This window comes from Robiginitalea biformata HTCC2501 (assembly GCF_000024125.1).
GTDB classification, from domain to species: domain Bacteria; phylum Bacteroidota; class Bacteroidia; order Flavobacteriales; family Flavobacteriaceae; genus Robiginitalea; species Robiginitalea biformata.
Window position 1 is genome coordinate 2,690,532 of sequence record NC_013222.1, and the last position, 21,562, is coordinate 2,712,093.

The 21,562-nt window shown below is 55.6% G+C and carries 19 protein-coding genes; 1 reads left to right on the forward strand and 18 read right to left on the reverse strand.

All coding sequences use genetic code 11. The features are described 5' to 3' along the window. Nucleotides 1-40: 40 nt before the first annotated feature. The 3 genes from ettA to RB2501_RS11945 all read right to left on the reverse strand — a co-directional run bounded on the left by ettA (nt 41) and on the right by RB2501_RS11945 (nt 3,068). Nucleotides 41-1,735, reverse strand: coding sequence for an energy-dependent translational throttle protein EttA (gene ettA / locus RB2501_RS11935; RefSeq protein WP_015755092.1), 1,695 nt, complete (start codon nt 1,733-1,735; stop codon nt 41-43). 70 nt (nt 1,736-1,805) lie between these two features. Then, the gene (locus RB2501_RS11940; protein ID WP_015755093.1) at nt 1,806-1,985 is read right to left on the reverse strand and encodes a CAL67264 family membrane protein; all 180 of its coding nucleotides are present in this window, start codon (nt 1,983-1,985) and stop codon (nt 1,806-1,808) included. Nucleotides 1,986-2,087: 102 nt separating this feature from the next. Further along, entirely contained in the window at nt 2,088-3,068 is a 981-nt protein-coding gene (locus tag RB2501_RS11945; protein ID WP_015755094.1) for a Gfo/Idh/MocA family protein, read from the reverse strand. Nucleotides 3,069-3,150: 82 nt separating this feature from the next. On the opposite strand from RB2501_RS11945, the gene RB2501_RS11950 reads away from it, so the two are divergent. Beyond that, on the forward strand, nt 3,151-4,779 hold the full coding sequence (locus tag RB2501_RS11950; RefSeq protein WP_015755095.1) for an acyl-CoA carboxylase subunit beta: 1,629 nt from the start codon (nt 3,151-3,153) through the stop codon (nt 4,777-4,779). 96 nt (nt 4,780-4,875) lie between these two features. Here RB2501_RS11950 and RB2501_RS11955 read toward each other — a convergent pair whose 3' ends face one another. The 15 genes from RB2501_RS11955 to RB2501_RS12025 all read right to left on the reverse strand — a co-directional run bounded on the left by RB2501_RS11955 (nt 4,876) and on the right by RB2501_RS12025 (nt 21,530). Next, nucleotides 4,876-6,585, reverse strand: a complete 1,710-nt coding sequence (locus tag RB2501_RS11955; RefSeq protein WP_041327227.1) for a hypothetical protein — start codon at nt 6,583-6,585, stop codon at nt 4,876-4,878. Between the two features lie 157 nt (nt 6,586-6,742). Continuing rightward, nucleotides 6,743-8,095, reverse strand: a complete 1,353-nt coding sequence (locus tag RB2501_RS11960) for a M24 family metallopeptidase (protein WP_015755097.1) — start codon at nt 8,093-8,095, stop codon at nt 6,743-6,745. A gap of 25 nt (nt 8,096-8,120) precedes the next feature. Continuing rightward, nucleotides 8,121-9,209 carry an AMP-binding protein gene (locus tag RB2501_RS11965; RefSeq protein WP_015755098.1) on the reverse strand — a complete coding sequence of 363 codons (1,089 nt, stop codon included), beginning with the start codon at nt 9,207-9,209 and terminating at the stop codon, nt 8,121-8,123. Continuing rightward, nucleotides 9,206-10,138 (reverse strand): CPBP family intramembrane glutamic endopeptidase, encoded by a 933-nt coding sequence (locus tag RB2501_RS11970; protein ID WP_015755099.1) that lies wholly within the window; start codon nt 10,136-10,138, stop codon nt 9,206-9,208. The genes RB2501_RS11965 and RB2501_RS11970 overlap by 4 nt, the downstream gene beginning before the upstream one ends. Continuing rightward, on the reverse strand, nt 10,129-11,178 hold the full coding sequence (locus RB2501_RS11975) for an o-succinylbenzoate synthase (protein ID WP_015755100.1): 1,050 nt from the start codon (nt 11,176-11,178) through the stop codon (nt 10,129-10,131). The genes RB2501_RS11970 and RB2501_RS11975 overlap by 10 nt, the downstream gene beginning before the upstream one ends. A gap of 82 nt (nt 11,179-11,260) precedes the next feature. Next, entirely contained in the window at nt 11,261-11,938 is a 678-nt protein-coding gene (locus RB2501_RS11980) for a metal-dependent hydrolase (RefSeq protein ID WP_015755101.1), read from the reverse strand. 25 nt (nt 11,939-11,963) lie between these two features. Next, the gene (locus RB2501_RS11985) at nt 11,964-13,922 is read right to left on the reverse strand and encodes a sensor histidine kinase (RefSeq protein ID WP_041327229.1); all 1,959 of its coding nucleotides are present in this window, start codon (nt 13,920-13,922) and stop codon (nt 11,964-11,966) included. Between the two features lie 635 nt (nt 13,923-14,557). Then, nucleotides 14,558-15,316, reverse strand: a complete 759-nt coding sequence (locus RB2501_RS11990) for a LytR/AlgR family response regulator transcription factor (RefSeq protein ID WP_015755104.1) — start codon at nt 15,314-15,316, stop codon at nt 14,558-14,560. Between the two features lie 34 nt (nt 15,317-15,350). Next, nucleotides 15,351-16,259: a 1,4-dihydroxy-2-naphthoate octaprenyltransferase gene (menA, locus tag RB2501_RS11995; RefSeq protein ID WP_015755105.1), complete on the reverse strand. Its 909-nt coding sequence runs from the start codon at nt 16,257-16,259 to the stop codon at nt 15,351-15,353. Nucleotides 16,260-16,261: 2 nt separating this feature from the next. Further along, entirely contained in the window at nt 16,262-16,861 is a 600-nt protein-coding gene (locus tag RB2501_RS12000) for an SPOR domain-containing protein (RefSeq protein ID WP_015755106.1), read from the reverse strand. A 125-nt stretch (nt 16,862-16,986) separates the two neighbouring features. Next, entirely contained in the window at nt 16,987-17,817 is an 831-nt protein-coding gene (locus RB2501_RS12005) for a CvfB family protein (RefSeq protein WP_015755107.1), read from the reverse strand. 46 nt (nt 17,818-17,863) lie between these two features. Next, entirely contained in the window at nt 17,864-18,205 is a 342-nt protein-coding gene (locus RB2501_RS12010) for a DUF2853 family protein (protein ID WP_015755108.1), read from the reverse strand. Nucleotides 18,206-18,249: 44 nt separating this feature from the next. Beyond that, a complete protein-coding gene (menD, locus tag RB2501_RS12015) occupies nt 18,250-20,007 on the reverse strand; it encodes a 2-succinyl-5-enolpyruvyl-6-hydroxy-3-cyclohexene-1-carboxylate synthase (RefSeq protein ID WP_015755109.1) in 1,758 nt (585 codons plus the stop codon). Between the two features lie 40 nt (nt 20,008-20,047). Next, nucleotides 20,048-21,127, reverse strand: a complete 1,080-nt coding sequence (locus RB2501_RS12020) for a chorismate-binding protein (RefSeq protein ID WP_015755110.1) — start codon at nt 21,125-21,127, stop codon at nt 20,048-20,050. After that, on the reverse strand, nt 21,105-21,530 hold the full coding sequence (locus tag RB2501_RS12025; RefSeq protein WP_041327819.1) for a PaaI family thioesterase: 426 nt from the start codon (nt 21,528-21,530) through the stop codon (nt 21,105-21,107). The genes RB2501_RS12020 and RB2501_RS12025 overlap by 23 nt, the downstream gene beginning before the upstream one ends. Nucleotides 21,531-21,562 lie beyond the last annotated feature (32 nt).

The following is a 21,562-nucleotide window of genomic DNA, read 5'->3' on the forward strand; positions in this document are numbered from 1 at the left end:
GCGGTTAGTCCCGGACGAGCGGTTAGACCCGGGAAAGCGGTTAGTCCCGGACGAGTTTCTTGTATTTGATGCGCTTGGGAATGCTGTCGGCCCCCAGTCGTTTTTTGCGGTTTTCTTCGTAATCCGAGAAGGAGCCCTCAAAAAAGTAGACCTGTGAATTCCCTTCAAATGCCAGGATATGGGTGCAAATCCTGTCGAGGAACCAGCGGTCGTGCGATATGACCACTGCACAACCGGCAAAATTGTCGAGGCCTTCCTCCAGGGCACGTAGCGTGTTGACATCCAGGTCGTTGGTGGGCTCGTCCAGCAGGAGTACGTTGCCCTCTTCTTTCAGGGTCATCGCCAGGTGAAGCCGGTTGCGTTCGCCACCGGAGAGCATGCTGACCTTTTTATTTTGTTCGCTCCCGGAAAAATTAAAGCGGCTAAGGTAGGCCCTTGAATTGACCTGCCGCCCCCCCATATTGATCAGCTCCTGGGAATCGCTGAAATTCTGCCAAATGGTTTTATCCGGGTCGATGTCCGCATGGCTCTGGTCCACGTAGGCGATCTTAACAGTCTCCCCTACCTCAAAATTCCCCTTATCGGGGGTTTCTTCGCCCATGATCATCCGGAAAATCGTCGTTTTACCAGCCCCGTTCGGGCCAATCACCCCGACAATTCCCGCCTGGGGCAACCGGAAATTCAGGTCTTCATAGAGCAATTTATCCCCATACGCCTTGCTCACTCCTTTTGCCTCGATGACCTGGGTGCCCAGGCGCGGGCCGTTCGGGATGTAGATTTCCAGTTTTTCGTCCAGTTGTTTCTGGTCCTGGCTAAGGAGCTTGTCGTAGTTGTTCAGACGGGCCTTCTGTTTGGCCTGGCGGCCCTTGGGACTCTGGCGCACCCATTCCAATTCGCGCTCCAGGGTTTTCTGGCGCTTGCTCGCCTGCTTCTGTTCCTGGGCAAGGCGCTTGGCCTTCTGCTCCAGCCAGCTGGAATAATTCCCTTTCCAGGGAATTCCCTCTCCCCGGTCCAGTTCCAGGATCCAACCGGCCACGTTGTCCAGAAAATACCGGTCGTGGGTAACCGCAATAACCGTTCCCTTGTACTGGGCCAGGTGGTGTTCCAGCCAATGTACGGATTCAGCATCCAGGTGGTTTGTGGGCTCGTCCAGCAGGAGCACATCGGGCTCTTGCAGCAGCAGGCGGCACAATGCCACGCGACGGCGTTCCCCGCCGGAAAGGACGCCGATCTTTTTATCCGGCTCCGGCGTGCGGAGCGCATCCATGGCCAATTCCAGTTTCGAATCGAGTTCCCAGGCCCCCGCTGCGTCTATCTGGTCCTGCAGCTTGGCCTGTTTGTCCATGAGCTGTTGCATCTTATCCGCATCTTCATACACCTCGGGCAGCCCGAACATATCGTTAATCTTATTGTACTCGTCCAGGATACGTACGGTTTCCGCGGCTCCTTCCCGGACTACCTCCAGGACAGTCTTGTCGTCGTCCAGATGGGGTTCCTGTTCCAGGTAGCCCACGGTATAGCCCGGGGAGAAAACCACATTCCCCTGGTAATTTGAATCCTCCCCGGCGATAATGCGCAACAAGGTGGATTTCCCGGAACCGTTCAGGCCGAGGATGCCGATTTTTGCCCCATAGAAGAAACTCAGGTAGATATCCTTGAGTACCGGGGTATTCGCGTTTTTATAGGTTTTGGTCACTCCAGACATGGAGAAAATGACCTTTTTGTCGTCAGACATAGTGTTTTACTGTTTTTCAGGATGATTCAATACGGGTCCGGATTGCCGACCCCTGCGCAATGGCCAGGGGCTAAACCCGTCCTTTCAGGGCATTGAAAACCCAGGCAATCGCAAAAAATCCAATGCCCACTGAAGCAAATCCCCATCCGGCTATTTCATCGTACCGGAATGCCCCGAGGGCGATGAGCCCAAGCCCTACAATGATCATAATAACCGTTGCCCAGGCCAGTACTGTGTTCTTATCTTTCATATGGTTCCATGCTAGTTTGGTGAGTCTCCAAATATCGGGATTTTTTAAAAGAAACCCGAAGGCCTCCGGGCCGTTTTCTGTCGCTATCGGCCGGCCGCGGCTCTATTCCCCGGGAAACCGGATTCCACACTCTTTGCGAATCCGGTCCAGGAGCCCGTGCAGCTCCAGGCTATTTTCCAGCGACCAGCGACTGCTCTCCAGCTCGCCGGCCAGCAAACAGCTGTGGACCTCTTCGATTTCATGGGTGTACCCCTTCCCTTTGGTCGGCAGTTCAACGCCGGAAATTTCGCCTTCCCGGTCGATTTCGAACCCATCGGTTTCATGCCAGCGCGGCTCTATATACAGCGATGCCTTTTCGCAGGAAATTTCGGCCCGCATCTCGGAACGGGAACTCAACCCGCTGTACAGGAGTGCAATGGCCTGCGGGTATTCAAACAACAATCCGATCTGCTTCTCCACCCCCGTATCGTGGAAGTGCGATACGGCTTTGAACCCCGTGGGCAACCCCAGGAACCAATACGCCAGGAAAACCGGGTAAATTCCGATATCCAGCAAGGACCCCCCGGCCAGTTCCGGGTTTAGCAGGCGGCCTTTTGGGTCCCGGTCCAGGGCGGCAAAGGCAAAGTCTGCCTTCAGGTAGGCCGGTTTCCCGATTTCCCCGCTCCCCACCAACCGGGCGGCTTCAACGAGTGCCGGGTTGAAGCGGCTCCAGAGGGCCTCCATCAAAAATACACCCTGTTCCCGCGCCGCATCCACAAGTTCGCGCACCTGGGCCTGGTTGATGCCCATGGGCTTTTCACAGAGGACGTTTTTACCGGCCCGGATCATCTGCAGGCTGTGTTCTAAGTGGAATGTGTGAGGCGTGGCGATGTAGACAATATCTACGTCCGGGTCCCCCCCGAGTTCGGCATAACTCCCATACGACTTTTCTGCACCGAATTCCCTGGCAAAATCGGCTGCCCGTTCTGCGTTTCGGGATGCCACAGCGGTTAAACGCCCGCCTTCGACAAGTGCCAGGTCTCGGGCAAAACTACCGGCGATCTTTCCGGGGCCGAGGATCCCCCAGCGGATGGGTTTTTGCATGCTGTCAGATTTTGGTTCTTCCCAAATGTAATGATAAAATCATGCGTATCTTTAGGCCGCCACCGAAGAACCCGGCACCCTTATGGATGAAAAATTCAACAAAAACGAAGACCAGAACCGATTGAAGCTCTCCGAATTGCGTAAACGCTATGCCCGTATCCGCAAAGGCGGTGGCGACAAGCGGATCGAAAAGCTCCATGCAGATGGCAAGATGACCGCCCGCGAACGGATTGAGTACCTGTTGGACAACCCGGAAGAGGCCATTGAAATTGGTGCCTTTGCAGGCTACAACATGTACGAGGAATACGGCGGCTGCCCCAGCGGCGGGGTGGTTGTGAAAATTGGCAAGGTGGCCGGCAGGCTTTGCGTGGTGGTAGCCAATGACGCCACAGTCAAGGCGGGAGCCTGGTTTCCCATCACCGGGAAGAAGAACCTGCGGGCCCAGGAAATCGCCATCGAGAACCGGTTACCCATTATCTATCTGGTGGACAGTGCTGGCGTCTTCCTCCCCATGCAGGACGAAATCTTCCCGGACAAGGAACATTTTGGGCGCATCTTCCGGAACAACGCGGTGATGAGCAGCCTGGGTATCCCGCAAGTGGCCGCGGTTATGGGCAGTTGTGTGGCCGGGGGGGCGTACCTCCCGATCATGAGCGACGAGGCGCTCATCGTGGAGAAAACCGGCAGCATTTTCCTGGCCGGCAGCTACCTGGTTAAAGCGGCCATCGGGGAGACCGTCGACAACGAGACCCTCGGCGGTGCCACCACGCACTGCGAGATCAGCGGGGTAACGGACTACAAGGCCAAGGACGATAAGGATGCCCTGGACCGCATCCGTAAAGTATTCGATAAAATGGGCAGCCGGGATTCGGCCGGGTTTGACCGGGCTGAGCCGAAAAAACCGGCCGAGGACCCACAGACCCTGCATGGGGTATTACCGGCATCCCGCTCGGAACCCTACGACATGGTCGAAATTATCCGGCGGCTTACGGACGGATCGGAATTTGAACAGTACAAGGAAGGTTTTGGAAAATCGCTGTTGTGCGGCTATGCGCGGATTGACGGCTGGGCGGTTGGTATTGTCGCCAACCAACGCAAGGTGACCAAAACTGCCAAGGGAGAAATGCGTATTGGCGGCGTCATCTACTCGGATTCGGCAGACAAGGCTACGCGTTTTATCGCCAATTGCAACCAAAAACGGATCCCGCTCGTTTTCCTGCAGGATGTCACCGGTTTCATGGTGGGCAGCAAGAGCGAACACGGGGGTATTATCAAGGACGGTGCAAAAATGGTCAATGCCGTGAGTAATTCCGTCGTGCCCAAATTCACCGTCATTATCGGAAATAGCTACGGGGCCGGGAATTACGCCATGTGCGGGAAGGCCTATGACCCGCGCCTGATCGTTTCCTGGCCGGGGGCCGAACTCGCCGTAATGAGCGGGAACAGCGCCGCCAAGGTGTTGTTGCAGATTGAAACGGCCGCCCTGAAGAAAAAAGGGGAAACCATCACCCCGGAGAAAGAAAAAGAACTGTTCGAAAAAATAAAAAAGCGATACGACGAACAGATATCTCCTTACTACGCGGCAGCCCGTCTCTGGACGGACGCCATCATCGACCCGGCCGATACGCGTCACTGGATCAGCACCGGCATCGAAGCGGCCAACCACGCCCCTATTGAGCGCGATTTTAACATGGGGGTGTTGCAGGTCTGACGGTAAGCTGCATCCATACTGCCTCCCTGCCTGCCCCGTAATTGAAAATGGCCGGAAGACAATGCTTCCTGCCCAGGCCTGCGCATGGAAACGACGCTACTGCACCCCGGGATTGTTAATGGTCAGCAATTCCTGGCTGGCGCCTTTGAGGAACAGCTTGTGGGTATCCACGCGCTTCTGCTGCTTGCTCGTTCCAAATTGCGTATAGGTAGTTACCTTCAGGTAGCTGGGCGTCAGGCTTTTGTTGCCCAGGTAGGTAACATTGACCTGCCAGGGGCCGGGCGTGGATGGGTCGATTACGTACTCGGCCGTTGAATACCCGCTGATCTTTTCGTCCTCGATCCGGCTTGAATTATCCGCATAGGTGTGCTTCCAGTCATAAGCCGCCCCATTCGGGTTGATGAATTGCAATTCAAACTCCGCCTCGCTGTTGTTCCATTCAAAAACCAGGCGCGTGGCACCTTCCAGGTACGGATCTGTCGTCACCTGCCGCATATCCGTGCCCAGGTCCTCCCCTTCCATCTGGAACAGGTTGTCGCTATCGTGCTGCTGAATCAGCCAGAAGTCGTCCGAGCCAATCAAAAAGCCCTCGTAGAGCAGGTACTGGTACCGGCCAAAAAGCGCTGCTGCCTTGGCGTATTGCCCTGCATCCCGGTAAGCGTTCGCCATATCCAGGTAGGATTGACTATACTCGGGCCGCAGGATAAAGATCTCCTTGTAGAGTTCCCGGGCCTTCATCTCCCGTCCCTGGTCCTGGTAAAGGTAGGCCAGCGCCTTCAGTACAACGGCGTTTCCTGCCAGGCGGAAATTGTTATCCTCAATAATCCGGTCTGCAAACTCCCGGTCCGAGCGCTCCGAATAAAAGTGCTCATAGGCATCCAGGTAGAAATAAGGCGAAGCCGAATACTTCCGGGCATACTGTCGGTATACAGCCTGGGCTTCTTCCGTGGAATTTGCCGCCCGCAGTTCTTGCAGGTAGGTAGGGGCGTTCTCGGCGAGTTGCCCGGCCGAAAGCGATTTCTTGGTTGTGGCAGTGGTGATTCCCGGTATTTTATCCTGGGCTTTATAACTGACATTTGCCGTGTTGATCACAATGACCCCTCCTGCTGCCACGCTCCCGTAGCGGACAGCCATGGATCGGTTGTAAAATATGGCCATGCGTTCAATCAGGTTGATATCCAACCAGCCCGGGGCGGATGTATAGATCATTCCATCCACGTCAAATATTGCCGGGACCTGTCGAAATATCGAACTCTGAGCCCTGAGGAATACGCGTCCCTCATCGGGTTTGGAGCATGTGCCCTGAACCGTGATATTGGCAAACCGGTTGCGCAGGAAATCCAGCAGGCAAACGCCAATCGGGTTGATCTGGTCGCCGGTTAGCATGCGAACGCGGCCTGCCGTGGCATCCGGTTCAATAAAGCCGAAAGCAGTCTGGAATATGCGTTCGTTACCGGGATATTCCTGCTGCAATTCCGCCTGGGATTTCAGGCGTTTGGTCATGGTTACCTCCTCGAGTTCCGTATAATCGGGAACCATTACCAGGTTCAGGAAGCGCGTAACGTCTTCCACCAGGATGCGGATATCCTTCATCCCCGTATAGGTATAAAGGAGCACGTCGCCCGGTGCCGCCTCCACCTCGTAGCGGCCTTCGGAATTAGTAAAAACAGGGTTAGATTCCCCTTCGATGACTACACGGACGTCCTGAAGGGATTCGGATCCGTCTGTTATTTTACCTTTAATCAGCCGGTCTTCCTGGGCCATCACCAGCGCCGGCAGGCAAAGCAATACAAACAATAATCTCATAACTTTTTCTTTTAGCAATTTTTACCCCATAAATTATGCCGAGGCTTTCTTAAAGTTACGAAATAATTGTCAAGTCAGGCATGTTACCTACCATACCACCCATCCGGGTTGAAACCTGGTTGTCAACGTGTTTCCTGATCCCGGATTGCCCTATCGGTCAATTCCCAAGCTCAGGCCGGTGCGCGCCAATCAGGTGCAGTCGGGTCTGCCTGCCGTCCGGGTACACGAAGCCGTCACTGCCGTAAAAGCCGGGTTCCTCAAGCATGACCCGGATATCCCGGCCCCATTCCGGCAGGGTGACCGTGGTATTCAATTCGATGGCGTAGGCCGTGTTTTTATGCAACACGTGTTTGGTTCCGTCCGCCCCGCTGACACCCTCCTGGGCATCCCACATGCCGATAGTGGTCCCTGCCGAATGACCATAGGTGCCCAGCGGATGTGTATAGATGGCGGGCCGAAGCCCTTCGTCACGGCCCGCTTTCAGGGACCGTGCAAGAATCTCATTCCCGGTGCGGCCCGCCTGCATATTCCCGGTGAGGATATCCTGTACCCGGTTCCCGTCGGCCAGGGCCTTTTCCAGGAATTCCGGCGCCTGGGTTTCGCCCGGTCGCAAGACATAGGCCAGCTGCTGGCAATCCGTGTTGAGACGCAGGTAGTTGATTCCAAAGTCGCAATGCAACAGGTCGCCCGGCTGGATAACCTGTTGTTCCGGACGGTCCGAAAAGGAATACAGGTGGCCGCGCAACTCGCTGGCCGACCTCTGGATATCGACGGTAGGGTGGAACCAGGTATCCAGGCCCAGGTCCGTTACGCGCTGGCGCATCCACCACTCCACCTCGGAGGTGGTAGTCCGGCCCGGGGTGATCACCGCATCGGAAAAAGCTTCCGCGATAATATTATGCGTAATCCGCACCAGGTGGGCATAGATGGGCATTTCTTCCGGGATGCGCGTTTCGATCCATCCCACGGCCAGGTCCTCAGCTGATACCACCCGGTCCCGGTATTTCCGGGGAAGATACTCCATGAATGCATCGTAATCCGTCTTATCCAGGCCATCCGCTATATTGTGGTCCTCTGAAAAATTCAGGCCGATGGTCTCCGGGTCGCGCTCCCGGATCAATTCCATCAGCCGCAGCCACTGGTCCGGTTGTTGTTCCTTGTCCCAGGCAGACTGGATGCTCTTTCCGATATTGTAGCGTGCAACTGCCAGACGATCCATATCGCCCGATTCGGGGTCCCGGTAGAACAACAGGATGGTCCGCCTCCGGGCACTGAGCCAGGTAGCGGGCAGGAACGTCTTTAAAACCGGGTCCTCGTTGTATTCCCGTGAAATCAGCACCCACATGTCGATGCCGCTCTGCTCCATGAGTTCGGGCAGGAGGGAATCCAGCCGGCGTTCCAGGAGTTCGTCTACCACCGCTGCCCGTTCGGATTCGGGCAGGACGGCCTGGGTACGGGCCCCGGTTATCGAGGCGATGAGCAGAACAAAGGTCAGTAAGGAGTTCTTCATAGTGTTCGTTGGGTTATCAGGGTATTCAGGATTCAGATTTCAGGTTTTCACTGGCCGATCGGTCGATTTTGCCCGTCCCCGTCTGGGCAAATTTTTCAACAGTGTATATTTCCCTTGGGATTTCGTATTCGGTGAATTTCCCGGAAGCCTTGATACGGTCCAGGAGTTCTCCGGTATCGTGCTGGCCTTCCACATACAGGACAAGCCGCTCCCCGAGACGTTCATCCGGTTCGCCGGCAACAAAATACCGGCAGCTGAGAACGGCAGACAATCGGTTCTCGAGTTGTTCGGCAATGAGTTTCACCCCGCCGGAATTGATCACGTGGTCCCAGCGGCCCAGCCAGCACAGGCTGTCATCCCCCTCAAGGGATACGAGGTCGTTGGTGACTACCGGTTTTTCAAACCGATCTTCGGAAGCAATTACCAGACACCCCCGGTCGTCCAGACTAAAGGAGATGCCCTCCAGGGCCCTGTAGGGGGGTAATTCCTCTTCGGGATTCGTTCCCGGCGGTATGGGTTTCAGTTTGCGCAAGGCCACATGACTCCCCGTTTCGGTCATGCCATAGGTTTCCCAGATTTCCGTGCCTTGCCGCGGCAGTATTTCGAGCAGGGAGGCAGGGACGGGGGCCCCGCCCACAATCAGCTTGTCAATCCGGTCCAGTTTACTCAGTGAAGCCCGCAGTTGCAGGGGCACCATGGCCGTAAAATCGAAACGGCCCGAGACGTCGGCAAGCGGGTCCGAAGAAGGTGCCACGGGCACGATGTCCCAGCCAAGGACCAGGGCGCGGATCAGCATCATTTTCCCGGCAATCGTAGAAAAGGGGAGGCAACACAGGGCCCGGGTGCCCGCCGGCAAGCCCAGGAATTCTCCCGTTTGCCCCGCTCCCGCTACCAGGGCGGATTTCGCCAGGCGGATCGGTTTGGGGGGACCCGTGGATCCCGAGGTATGCTGTACGATGTACGGGGCATCTGAGACCCAATCCATCAAAAAGTCCCCCAGGTCTTTTTCAAAGGGTTCCCCCTCCTTGACCAGGCTGTACGCTACTTCCTTCAGGTCTGAATATTCAAATGACTGACCTTCGAGTTGAAAACGCGGGTGGTAAGCTTCCTTCATCTGTCGTTTTTTTCAAATTCGGCGCGGGCTTCCGCTTCGCTGAGGACCGGTCCGGTCAGGCGGCTGCGCCAGTTCTTCCATCCATATTTACGGGCAAATATCCAAAGTAACAAGGGAAATACCACGAAAACGGGCACATAGGCCTCCCAGCCCAGGGAAGGGTCGGAAATATCCAGGTAGAGGGAGTCTGTCTGGAAGGCCGTCCAGTCTGCCGTTACCAGGAGTGCTGTTATCAGATTATTGGCCGCATGGAATCCGAGCGCCAGTTCAAGGCCTTCATCCATCAGGGTGATGATCCCCAGGAAAAACCCTGTCCCGATATAGTACACCAGGGCACCATAGCCTAACTTCTCTACTTCGGGGTTTGCGATATGCAGCAACCCAAACAACAGGCTGGTCACCACCAGGGGAACCCAGCGATTCCGGGCGATAATCCCAAGCCCCTGTAACATGTGGCCGCGAAACAGGTATTCCTCAAAGCTCGTCTGAAGCGGAATCAGCAGAATGGCGATCACCGCGAGCTTCCAAAAGGCCTCCCATCTGAAATTCCACTGGTAGTCGTCGGGGGAAAGGGCCACGTCCAGCAACGTTACCCCGACGGTTATCCCGCCCCAGATCAGGAAGGCAAAAAGCACCCGTTTCCAGTCGATCCGCTTGCGGGACGTGGTCAGGGAACGGATGGATTGGGGGTGGACCCATTTCGTCCAGGCGAGAACGAGCAGCAGACCAAAGGCCAGGAAGGCCAGGTTCATGGCAAAAAACGTGTTCTTCCCAATGGCATCGATCATTTGCTGATAGGCCTCCTCGACGCTGATGGTGGAGTTGATGACGGTGAGGTAATTGACCACCATCAGGCCGACAAAACCGGCCGGGATAAAAAAATATTTCCAGCGGCCCAAATTGCCGCGGTAACCCTGTTCTATGTACATATGGATTTTAATAAAGGAATATTCCAGTCCTTCCCGGCCCGATACCAAAGCTGGCCTTCGGCCGTTTCCAACGGACTGTCGAAATTATTTGAAAACAAGGAGCCCGTACCCAGCCCCTGAGGCATTTCCGTTTTTTGGGTGGCGGTCCACTGGGCAATGGCATTCAGCCCGATATTGCTCTCCAGGGCACTGGTCGCCCACCAGCCGATACCGCGTTCCCCGGCCAGGCCAATCCACTCCTCGCAAGCGGCATACCCTCCCAACAGGCTCGGCTTCAGAATGATATATGCCGGGCGTATTGCGTCCAGGAGCCGGCTGCGCTCGGCCGTGCTGAAATGGCCGATCAACTCCTCGTCCAGGGCCACGGGCAAAGGGCTCTCCCGGCATATCCGCGCCATGTGATCCCACTGATCCTGCCGTATGGGTTGTTCGATGGAATGCAACTCCAGTGCTGCGAGTTGTCCCAGTTTGTCCAGGGCTTCCCCGGGGGCAAAGGCGCCGTTCGCATCTACGCGGATCTCCAGCTCGTCCGGTTGAAACTTCTGGCGAATCCTGCTGAGGAGATTTAGTTCCGTAGTGAAATCCAGGGCGCCTATTTTGAGTTTCAGACACCGGTATCCGGAGGCGATTTTTTCCCGGATCTGGGCCTCCATGAATTCCGGGTCCCCCATCCAGATCAGTCCGTTGATCGGGATCGGTTCCCCTTTGAGGAAAGGCGAGTCAAACAGGTGTAAGGGGAAGGGTGCCCTGAGCGATCGAAAGGCCTGCTCCAGCCCGAATGCCAGGCTCGGCCATTCCGCGAGGTCTTCCCGAAGGCTTTCCAGGCCCCGGTGGACGTTTTGGCAGGCCCAGTCCAGGCGGTTTTCAAAGCCGGGCCGGTCGTCGGCGCTCAGGCCTCTGAATAGCCCGCATTCGCCAATCCCCCAGGCTTCCCCATCCTGGAGCAGGATAAACCAGGTTTCCTTTTTGGTAAGCACCCCGCGGGAGGTGCCTCCCGGCCGGATGAAGTCCAGCGTGTATTTCGTATGGGATGCCTTCATGGATCGGGGCTAATTTACGTATATTTTGGGGCTTTGGGCATCCGTCTATCCGGGTTTTGACAGGCTGTATACGGACAGCTCCCTATACGTCTATGGAAGAACCGATTTCCGGGAGCAGCAGGGTTTTTCCTGCAGCCTTGAAATCGGCAACGGCCTGATCCTTGTCGATCACGATATACCCGAAGGTATCGTAGTGTACCCCCAGTACCCGGTCGCAGCGGATAAAATCACAAGCCCGGATCGCATCGGCAACCCCCATGGTAAAGTTGTCCCCGATGGGCAGAATGGCCAGGTCCGGCTCCCCGTATTCCGGGATGAGCTTCATGTCCATGTGCAGGGCGGTATCCCCGGCGATATAAATCTGCTTGCCGGAGCTGCGGAGCAGAAAGCCCCCGGGCTGCCCCCCGTAACTGCCATCGGGGAAGGAAGAAGTGTGGACGGCATTGACGTATTTCAGCCAGCCAAAGCCAAAATCCCTTTCGCCCCCGTGGTTCATAGGGTGTCCTTCCAGCCCTTTCTTTTCAAAATGGGAGACAATTTCGTAATTGCTGATTATCGTTACCCCTTTGCCGGCCAGCCTTTCCACATCGAGGATGTGGTCCTGGTGGGCATGGGTGAGCAGGATGTAATCCGGTTTGAGGCTGCTCAGGTCTATCCGGTCCTTAGCCAGGTCGTTACCGCTGATAAACGGGTCTACGACCAGGGTATGTTTTTCTGTTTGGATTTTCAGGGCAGCATGCCCGAGGAAAGTGATTTTCATGGGAGTGCGTTTTCTCCCAAACTTATTAAAAATTGAACCAAAAACGTACGCCTTCGCCCGTTTTGTCAATGTTGAGTGTCGACTGCAATTGATTCACCAGACGCTGGATAAGACGAATCCCCATGGAGTTGTTGGCCCGTTCCTCGGAATCCTCCGAAAGGCCCACGCCGTTGTCTGTGTATTCAAAGAAACCGCCGTCGCCCGTCTTGCGGATATGGATATAGATTTTCCCGTCCATGTCGTCGTCCGGGAAGGCGTATTTGAATGAGTTCGAAACCAGTTCGTTCAGGATGAGTCCAAAGGGGATGGCCCGATCGATGTCCAGCTCCACCCCTTCCGCATCGATGGAGATATTGATATTGTGACCGCCCTTTTTAAAGACCGATTGCACGCTGTTGATCAGGCTCTCGATATACCCCTGCATCTCGATGACGGAAAGGTCGTCGTTCTGATAGAGCTTCTGGTGGATCAGGGCCATGGCCTTGACCCGGGTCTTGCCTTCTTCCAGGGCTTCGATGGCCGCCCGGCTCCGGGTGTTCTTTGTCTGCAGGCTCAACAGGCTGGAGACCATTTGCAGGTTGTTCTTCACCCGGTGGTGGATTTCCTTGAGCAGGGAATCCTTCTCCACCAGGGAGTTTTCGATAATGTGCTTCTGCTCCGCAATCAGCCGTTGGTTCTTAATACTTTTCAGGTAGGCGTATACCAACCCCGCAAACCCGAGCAATGTAAATACCAGCGAAATAAAAACCAGGTTAATCCGCATATCCTGGGCCTGCAATTCGGCCCGGCCTTTTTCGAGTTCCTGCCGTTGCTCGTTGACCATGATCTTGGAATTCTCGAGCTCCTCGTTGGCGACGATGGCCAGCAGCTGCTGCTTTCTTCTGGAGGATTCCGCCCGATCGATGGAGTCCTGCAGGCGGGCGTTCCGGCGGAGGTAGCGCACCTCGCTGCCATAATCTTCAATCCGGTCGTAGTAATAGGCCAGCAGGCGGTTGCGCTGCAGGACGAGCTCCACAGGTATCCCGGATAAATCCATTTCCAGGTATTCCCTGGCTTTTTCGAGGTTGCCGAGTTCCATATGGGCTTCTGCAAGGGCCAGTGTATTCTCGGCGATCTCCGGCCTGTACATCTCCCGATGCTGGTCTTCCAGGACCGCAATGCTGTTTTCCAGGTGCGGCAATGCCTCCCGGTATTGGGTAAGCTGAACGTTCGATTTCCCGATATTTCCTTCGATGATCGCCTTGAGCAACTCCGCCTGGGCCACCTCCTTGTCGGTCTTGACATTCTGGATGTCATTCATATAGACCACGATATACCCCTGCGCCTTCTTAAAATAGGATAGAGCGGCTGCGGCCGTGTTGTCCTTGAGCAAAAAGCCCCCAACCGTGTTGTCGTATTCGGCGAGTTGATAGAGGTTCGTGTTGTCGATATTCTTCTTCATCTCAAAGATGTAATCCTTGAGGGCCTTTCGGTGCATGCCGAGGCTGGAATAGATGTCGTAAAAGGCGATATTCTGGGTGAAGCCCCGCTCCCGCTTTTCCTTCCGGATCTCGATCTGTTTGTCGTAGAGCTGCAGCTGCCCGTAGTTCTTATCGATCAGCTCCAGCAGGGTGCGCATGGATTCCCGGTCCGAATCCGGGATATCGAGGTAGATGTCATTGGCCAGGGCAACGCTCTTGTTGTAGTCCCCCAGGTCAAAGTACAAATGGGCCTGAAGCAATTGGTAAGCGCGTATGGCGGTAGAGTCGCCCTGTCTGGTGGCCGTGTGCAGGTCGGCGGTCACGGTATCGAGCCAGTCATAAGCCGACTGTTCCTCGTAGCGGTTTGGGGTATCGAAGAAAAATTCAAACTTGTCCTCCGGGCGGATGAGTTCCTTGAAAGTCTGCAAGGCGCCGGATTCGGGCATGGAAAGGTCCTGCCCCCTGATCTCCCCCTGGGAAACCAGCAATGCCACCAACAAAATCCTTGCGATCCTTGCAATCATAATTTGCGCCCTAACCCGGGCTGGCCCGGGAGTGCCCTCCACTTGGAAAAGGCGTTCCAAACATAGTTTTTTTTGTCCGTATGCCACAGGAATTGTTGTATATCCCCGGCAGGTTGTGGTTAGCGAGGCACAAGAGGTAGCCACCTTACCTGCAGAACCCCAACCGGCAGGTCCTCAACCGTCTCAAGGCCCCAACCGATGGAACGGAAAAAGGCCATGTACGAATACACGGCCTAATTATCCAAACAGTAAGATGTGGGGCTCATTACGGTCAGACACCCCAAATGTACATTCCTGCCCGATAGATTGCCGGCAAATGTTGTGAACCTCCAAAAATTTGTGGTGAAGCACGTAAAAATTGTTGCAAAATGCATTTTATCGAGGATTTGCATCCGGTTGTCGATAAGTGCGGCTTTTCGATAGGTGCAGAATGGGTAGAAACTAAAAAGAGCCCCGCCGGATTAGACGGGACTCTTTTACGAGAACACTATATGAAAATGAAAAAATTAATCCATAATTACAACGCTAAAATACGGGTATAGCTTGCCTGGGGCCAAGGAATTGTTGCCAAACGCCTTAAAACTGTTGTGAAAGTGAATTTAACCGGTATCTGCGGCTGGGCGGGATGGCCCGGATCAGGAATTCATGGCCGAAATGATGAACTCCTTGAAGTCCTTGGAGATCGGGATCGCCTTGTTGTTGATCATGATGTCCCGGGAATTGATGGCGTCGATATGGTCTACGTTGACGATATACGATTTGTGGGCCCGGTAGAATTTATTTCTCGGCAATTTCTCCAGGTAGTCCTTCAGGGGGGAGCGCACCAGGAATTTTTTGTCCCGGGTGTTGACCTCCAAATAGACGTTGTCCGCTTTGATAAAAAGGATATCCTCGAATTGGATCCGGTAGTAGAGGTGCTGCTTCTTGACAAAAATGGAATCCTTCAGGACGGAGTTAGACGTCACCTCGTCGGCTGCAGCCTCCGCGGCATCGCCTTCCGGTCGGTTCTTGGAGCCGTACACAAAATTGGAAAGCGCAATCTCGATGGACGTATACAGGTCCTGTTGCTCAAAAGGCTTGACCAGGTACCCGTTCGGCTGGACGGTCTTGGCGTTTTCCACAGTTGCCCGGTCCGAGTTGGACGTGACAAAGATGAAGGGGATATCGTAGTTTTCACGGATGTGTTTTCCCAGGTCGATCCCGGTTTTATCCGAGGCGAGAATAATATCGATCAGCACCAGGTCTACCTGCTTGGTACGCAACACTTCCTCCGCCTGTTCGTAGACAATGACATTGTCTACAATCTCATATCCGATCTCCTCCAGCATGGACTGCATGTCATCGGCGATGATCACGTTGTCCTCCACGATGAGGATTTTTATGGGTTGTTCCAAAGCAGCTTGGTTTAAGATGGTTATGGAATCAAATTTACAAAAAATTATGACTTGCGATATAAAGTAGCAAGCCGATGAAAAAGGTGCTCAGGGCAACTTTTTTCAATTCCGGGTCCAGGTCGGCCGGCTGGTGTATACGAGCAATCCGCGCCAGGTGCCTGAAAATAATTGCGAAGGGTAACAGGCTCAGGGTATAGAGGCTGGTAATCCCTTTCAGATACACAAAGGTGCACATTCCCAGAAAGGCCATTGCGCAAAGCGCATAGTGGTAACGCCGCCCGTTTTCAAAACCCAGGAGAACCACCAGGGTTCGTTTGCCGGATGCCTGGTCGGATTCCCTGTCCCGGAGGTTGTTCAAATTCAGCACGGCCGTGGACAGGGCCCCGATGGACACCGCTGGCAACCAGGCATCACCGGATATTTGGAGGCTATAGAGAAACTGGGCTCCCTGTACGCTCACCAACCCGAAGAACAAAAAGACAAATAAATCGCCCAGCCCCCGGTAGCCGTAGGCGCTATCCCCAACGGTATACCGAATGGCAGCCCAGATCGCCAGGGCCCCGAGCAGCAGGAACAGGCCCAGATAACCGATTCGCTCCAGGCCAAAGGCCCGGTACAGGGTGGCAAGGGTTAAGAGTGCGCTGAGGCCCGCAGCAAAGAGGATTCCGCGCTTCAGCTGCGCCCGGGTAAGTGCACCGCTTTGCAGGGTGCGCACCGGTCCGACGCGGGTTTCGTTATCCGTTCCCTTTACGCCATCCCCGTAATCGTTGGCAAAGTTGGAGGTAATCTGGTATGCAAGGGTAGTCCCCAGGGTCAGCAGGAACAACAGCGTATCCCGGTACCCGTCTGCCCGGGCGATAGCTGTGCCGGCCAGTATGCCGGCAATAGAAAGCGGCAGCGTGCGGATCCTGGCGGTCCGGAGCCAGATTTTGAATGTGTGCAAGTTTACTGGGCGTCTTCGATGGCTATTCGTTTCCCGTCGCGGTAGGAAGCCACAAAGGCATCATTGAATCCCATGGCCACGAGTTCCCGCCGGAATTTCTGGGCCTCTTCGAGGGTTTCAAAATTCCCTACGGAATAGGCGTAAAACGGGTTGGTCTTCACAAACATCGTATTGGTCAGCGATTCGGAAGCCAGGCTCAGGTTCTTATCTACAAAAGCCTTCACCTGCACGGAGTAAATGGTTTCCTTTTCAAGGAACTTTTTGGCCAGGTAAAATTCCCGGACGAGGCTGAGTTCCTCATTTTGTTGCTTGAGGTTATCCAACCGGCCCTTGATCACTTCAAGACTGTCGATAGAAAAATTTACGTAATCTGCGGATTGTTGCTGGGCGCTCGATGTGAGCCCGACCGTAAAGGAAGTAATAGCCAGGGTTCCTATGAGGAATACGGCAGTGATGGCCGCAAATATATTGCGCTGCAACTTGGAGCGTTTCAGCTCCTTGTTTTTGTATTTAATCTGGTCAAGCAGGCGCTCGTTGATGATTTGCGCCTTGTCGATATCCTTGTGCAGTTCCAGCAGGTCGCTTTCTTCAATAAAAGGCATATTCCGTCAGCGTTTATTTGGTCTTGGGTTAAATGTAATTAAAATGGGCGGTTCCGGCAAACAGTAGCGGCCTTCCCGCCCAGAATGCCAGCCAGTTGCAGCCGGATGCACAACGCAAATTCGGATCAGCGCAGGTAAATTCCGTCGTCCCGGATATCGATGCGGCGCTCCTTGTAGAGTACGCCGATCCCTTTCTTAAAGAGCTTCTTGCTCATTTTCAGCCGTTTGCTGATTTCGCCCGGGTCGGATTTGTCGTGGAGCGGCAGCATGCCACCGGATGCTTCCAGCTCCCGGAAGATCCGTTCGGCAGTGGGTTCCAGTTTTTCATGCCCCAGGGGTTCCAGGACCACGTCGAGTTTGTTGTCTTTCCGGATGGCTTTGATATACCCGCGGGCGGGTTGCCCGATCTCCAGGTTCCGGTATATCTGATCGGAAAAGACAAGGCCTTTGTGCCGCTGTTCCACAATAACCTCCGTTCCCAGGTCGGTGGTCCTGTACGGCAGGATGGACACCGGCTGGCCAATGCTGAGGGAAAATTCCTCATTGTCCAGGAATCGGTTGATCCGGGCGGAAGCGACCAAACGAAAGGATTTCGGGTCCAGGAAACAATATACCACGTAGCTCTTTCCCTTTTCCATGCGTTCGGGCTGTTCCCGGAAGGGGACCAGCAGGTGTTTTTCGAGCCCCCAGTTTAAAAAGGCCCCGAACTGATTGACCTCGGCCACCTCCAGGTACCCAAAGGTATTCCGGGTGACCAGGGGTTCCAGCGTTGTGGCGATGGGACGCTCCTCGTGGTCCAGGTAGCAAAAAACCCGTAGCTCCTGCCCTATCTCGAAATCGTCCGGTACATACTTGTTGGGCAGCAACAGGTCGTCCACGTCATCGTCCCCGAGGAACAACCCCACGCGGGTGCTCCGTTTAATGGTAAGCGTATTGTAATTGCCCAGTTCGATCATTGCAGTAATTCTTCATCTGGTGGTCCCGGGCGGCGGGCCGCCGGCGTCAAAGGTACACAGATTCCTTCCCGAAATGCCGCGTAAGCATGTAATATACCACAACGCGGTACTTGTTCCGCTGGGAAGCGCCATAGGTTTCGAGGACCTCCCGGATGGCAGCCATGAGCGCCTCATTGTCGGGAAGCCCGAGTTTTCCAATCAGGAAATTCCGGCGGACGGTTTCCAGTTCGGCGGGATCCGAGCCCGAAACGCGTGCGGAATCGTGGTTGTATATGGCAGGGCCCAGGCCAATGGCAACGGCCCGGAGCAATTCCATATCCGGGTCCTGCCCGAATTTCTCACGGATATCGGCAGCGTAGAGTGGGATGAGTTGGTCGCGTCGGCTCATATTGCAGCGGCTTATGTTCAGAAGGTTGCGGGGAAATCCAAGGCCTAAGTTAGAAAATCGAAGTAGTCGAGCAAAATACGGTCGTTGATTTCGCGGGGGGTGCGGACTTCCAGGAGGATCGGGCGCCCGGAAGGATCCCAGAATCCGTCAAGCGCAGCCTCTAGTTCCCCGGCAGAGGCAGCCCGCCGGTAACCCATGCCAAACATGTTGCAGACCGGTTCCATGTCCCGGTTATGCACTGTTTCAAAATAATCGGCAAAGGCGTCGCTATCCTCCTTTCCCGGGAGGATCCTGAAAATCCCACCCCCGCCGTTGTTGATGACGATTACCCTGAAATCATCCCGGAGCCTGTCGTTCCACAACCCGTTGATGTCGTAAAGGAAGCTCAGATCGCCGCTCAGCAGGAGGGTCGGCCCCTCGTAATTATGGGCCGCCCCCACGGCCGTCGAGGTACTGCCCTCGATGCCGCTGGTGCCCCGGTTGCAAAAAACCGGGTTCCCGGGTCGCATGTCGAACAATTGGGCATAGCGCACGGTGGAACTGTTTGCCAGTTGCACCATATACCCGTCAGGGATAGCTTTTATCAAGGCCTCAAAGGCACTAAAATCAGAAAAGGGAATTTGCCCGAGATAGGCTGTCCTGCGTTTTCTATACGCGTCCCGAACCGGCGACCATCGCGCCCGGTATCCGCTTTTTGTATCCGGTTGGGTCCGGGGCAGGAAATCCCCTAAAAAATGATCCGCGTCCGACCGGACATGCCCCGCGAGGGAGAAAAATGTGTCGTTGGCATTATGCGGGCCCACATGCCAGTGCCCGGCTGGCGGGTAGGCCCTGAGGAATTGTTTGACTTTTTTTGACACGACCATCCCGCCGAGGGTCAGCAGCAAATCGGGCCGAAGGGCCTCAAAGGAGGGCGCCGGTTGCCCGGAACGCTCAATGGGCGCCAGGACGCTGTCGATACTTGGAAAAAATTCCGGGTGATGCAGGTTGGAGGTGGTTTCGGTGAACACCAGGAGCGAAGGATCGGCGGCCATCCTTTCGACGACGGCATCCGAGAGGCTGCCAGGGGGCAGGCTGCCAATCAATACCATCTTCCTGCCAGCTTCCTGCCAGTGCCCGAGCAAATCCTCCCCTTCCCCGTTAATTTCCGGCAGCCGGGGCTGCAGGGTGGGACGTATTTCAACCGGCGGCTCCGGACTGGTACCGTATAGGGGTTCTTCAAATGGAATGTTCAGGTGGACGGGCAAATGGTCCTCCATGGCTGTTTGAAGGGCTGCCTGTACCCTGGCCTCGTTTTCAGCCAGGATGCGGGCCTGCATTTCATGCAGGGAACGAGGGTCCCCGGGCTCCCTACCGCCTTCCCACCGAATACTTGCCGGAGCGTGGGTGACGTCCTGCTGCAGGTTGCCTTGAAAGCCGATATGGTTGCCATAAACACCGTCCTGGCGGATGGTCTGCCCGTCCCCGATGTCGATTTTGTAAACGGGGCGGTCCGCCGAAAGGACCAGCAGCGGAATCCGGCTGTAATACGCCTCGGCCACGGCAGGGTAATAATTGAGCAGGGCGCTGCCCGAAGTACACACCAGGGCGGTGGGGTTTCCGGACTGCTGGCTCAGGCCCAGGGCAAAAAATGCAGCACTGCGCTCATCCACCACACTGAAACACTCAAAATACGGATCCGATGTAAAGCCCAGAACCAGGGGGGCATTTCGCGATCCCGGGGACAGGACTACCTGCCGGACCCCCGCAGATTTGCAATAGGCCACCACCAAATGTGCAGCCGGGATGTCGGTATATCTCATAGGCGCTGCAAAAATACGAAGCGATCCCGGGTCCTGCCAGTCAATCCGGGGAATTCTGCAGGGCGCGCAGCACCGTCAGGCTCTTATGCTGGATTTCGTCCCATTCCGCGGCCGGATCCGAATCGGCGGTGATGCCCCCGCCCGTGTAGATATACGCGCTGTTTTCCCGGAGTTGCAGGCATCGAAGGTTTACGAACAGCCGGAAGGAGCCGGGGCCGGTCCGGCCCACTTCCCCCAGGAAGCCACAATAATACTCCCGGTCAAAATTTTCGTGCCCCAGTATATAATCCCGGGCGGCGCCCCTGGGCTGACCACACACGGCAGGGGTAGGATGCAATGCCCCAACCAGGCCGGCCGCGGCGTCAGCATCTGCCTGGAATCCGACCCGCGTCCTGAGGTGCCAGAGCGCACCGGCCCGTTCATCCCGGGTGGGGCCCACTTCGGGTTCCAGGCCGGCCTCCCGGAGTTTCTCCACGATAAAATCGGTGACCAGCTGTTGTTCCCTGTATTCCTTTGCCGACCAGGCCGGCGCCACAAATCCCGCTGCCGGCTGCGTCCCGGCCAGGGCATCCGTGTGGCCGCGGGTGCCGTCGAACTCCATAAGCTGCTCCGGGCTCGCACCCAGCCAGGTCCCGGAATCCGGGTGGCTCCACACATAGCAGAAAGCCCGGGGGTAGGTTTGGCACAGGCGGAGAAAGATTTCGACGGCCGAAAGGGTGCACGGCAGCGAAAACCGCCTGGCCAACACCACCTTTTCCAGGGAGGTGGTCCGGATCTCCCGCACAGCCTCCTCCACCAGGCCCATGTGTATTTCCCGGGCTTCCGTGTCCGGCCGGGGGCCGATATCCATCGCACAGGCAGCTCCCCCGGGAACCGGGGTGCGATACGCCTGGTCCGGCCGCAGGAACAGGGTCGGTGAAGCTCCCGTGTGGAACGGGGCAAATACAAAGCCTTTTTGATCACCCCCTGTAAAACCGGGGTTTTCCCGGTCGTTTTGCAATAGGGAATGAATCTCCTCCTCCCCGGGATTCCGGAAAAGGGCAAAGGGCAGCGATTTCCCCCGATGCTCCCCGAGAAGCCGCTCGAGCTTGCTGAATTTAATTTTCTTTGGGGAGGGCAATGGTGGTGAGTTTGCAGTGCGATATCAGTTCGTCCTGCGGTCCGAGGATCCGGATTTCCCACAATTGGGTGGTTCGGCCCCGGTGCATCATGGATGCGTGCGCCTCGACATAGCCTTCGGAGATACTCCTCAGGTGATTCGCCGAGATTTCAATACCGCGTACAAAGAACTTCTGGGCATCCAGGAAAACATATGAAGCCGCACTTGCAACGCTTTCTGCCAGGGCAACCGTGGCCCCGCCGTGCAGGATCCCGTCTGGCTGGTGTACCCTGGGAGTCACAGGCATACGGGCGGTCAGGAAATTTTCGCCCACATCGGTAAACTCAATCTCCAGGGTTTCCATCAGCGTATTTTTACACACGCCGTTACAAACCTCCAGTATTTTTTCTTTGTATTGCTCCATGCATTTTCCATTTTTGTAAAGGTAAACATTCC

Bases quoted from the DNA above. Each gene is read 5' to 3' on its own strand.
- ettA (WP_015755092.1), bottom strand. From the start codon at position 1,735: ATGTCTGACGACAAAAAGGTCATTTTCTCCATGTCTGGAGTGACCAAA.
- RB2501_RS11940 (WP_015755093.1), bottom strand. From the start codon at position 1,985: ATGAAAGATAAGAACACAGTACTGGCCTGGGCAACGGTTATTATGATC.
- RB2501_RS11945 (WP_015755094.1), bottom strand. From the start codon at position 3,068: ATGCAAAAACCCATCCGCTGGGGGATCCTCGGCCCCGGAAAGATCGCC.
- RB2501_RS11950 (WP_015755095.1), top strand. From the start codon at position 3,151: ATGGATGAAAAATTCAACAAAAACGAAGACCAGAACCGATTGAAGCTC.
- RB2501_RS11955 (WP_041327227.1), bottom strand. From the start codon at position 6,585: ATGAGATTATTGTTTGTATTGCTTTGCCTGCCGGCGCTGGTGATGGCC.
- RB2501_RS11960 (WP_015755097.1), bottom strand. From the start codon at position 8,095: ATGAAGAACTCCTTACTGACCTTTGTTCTGCTCATCGCCTCGATAACC.
- RB2501_RS11965 (WP_015755098.1), bottom strand. From the start codon at position 9,209: ATGAAGGAAGCTTACCACCCGCGTTTTCAACTCGAAGGTCAGTCATTT.
- RB2501_RS11970 (WP_015755099.1), bottom strand. From the start codon at position 10,138: ATGTACATAGAACAGGGTTACCGCGGCAATTTGGGCCGCTGGAAATAT.
- RB2501_RS11975 (WP_015755100.1), bottom strand. From the start codon at position 11,178: ATGAAGGCATCCCATACGAAATACACGCTGGACTTCATCCGGCCGGGA.
- RB2501_RS11980 (WP_015755101.1), bottom strand. From the start codon at position 11,938: ATGAAAATCACTTTCCTCGGGCATGCTGCCCTGAAAATCCAAACAGAA.
- RB2501_RS11985 (WP_041327229.1), bottom strand. From the start codon at position 13,922: ATGATTGCAAGGATCGCAAGGATTTTGTTGGTGGCATTGCTGGTTTCC.
- RB2501_RS12000 (WP_015755106.1), bottom strand. From the start codon at position 16,861: ATGCCTTTTATTGAAGAAAGCGACCTGCTGGAACTGCACAAGGATATC.
- RB2501_RS12005 (WP_015755107.1), bottom strand. From the start codon at position 17,817: ATGATCGAACTGGGCAATTACAATACGCTTACCATTAAACGGAGCACC.
- RB2501_RS12010 (WP_015755108.1), bottom strand. From the start codon at position 18,205: ATGAGCCGACGCGACCAACTCATCCCACTCTACGCTGCCGATATCCGT.
- menD (WP_015755109.1), bottom strand. From the start codon at position 20,007: ATGAGATATACCGACATCCCGGCTGCACATTTGGTGGTGGCCTATTGC.
- RB2501_RS12025 (WP_041327819.1), bottom strand. From the start codon at position 21,530: ATGGAGCAATACAAAGAAAAAATACTGGAGGTTTGTAACGGCGTGTGT.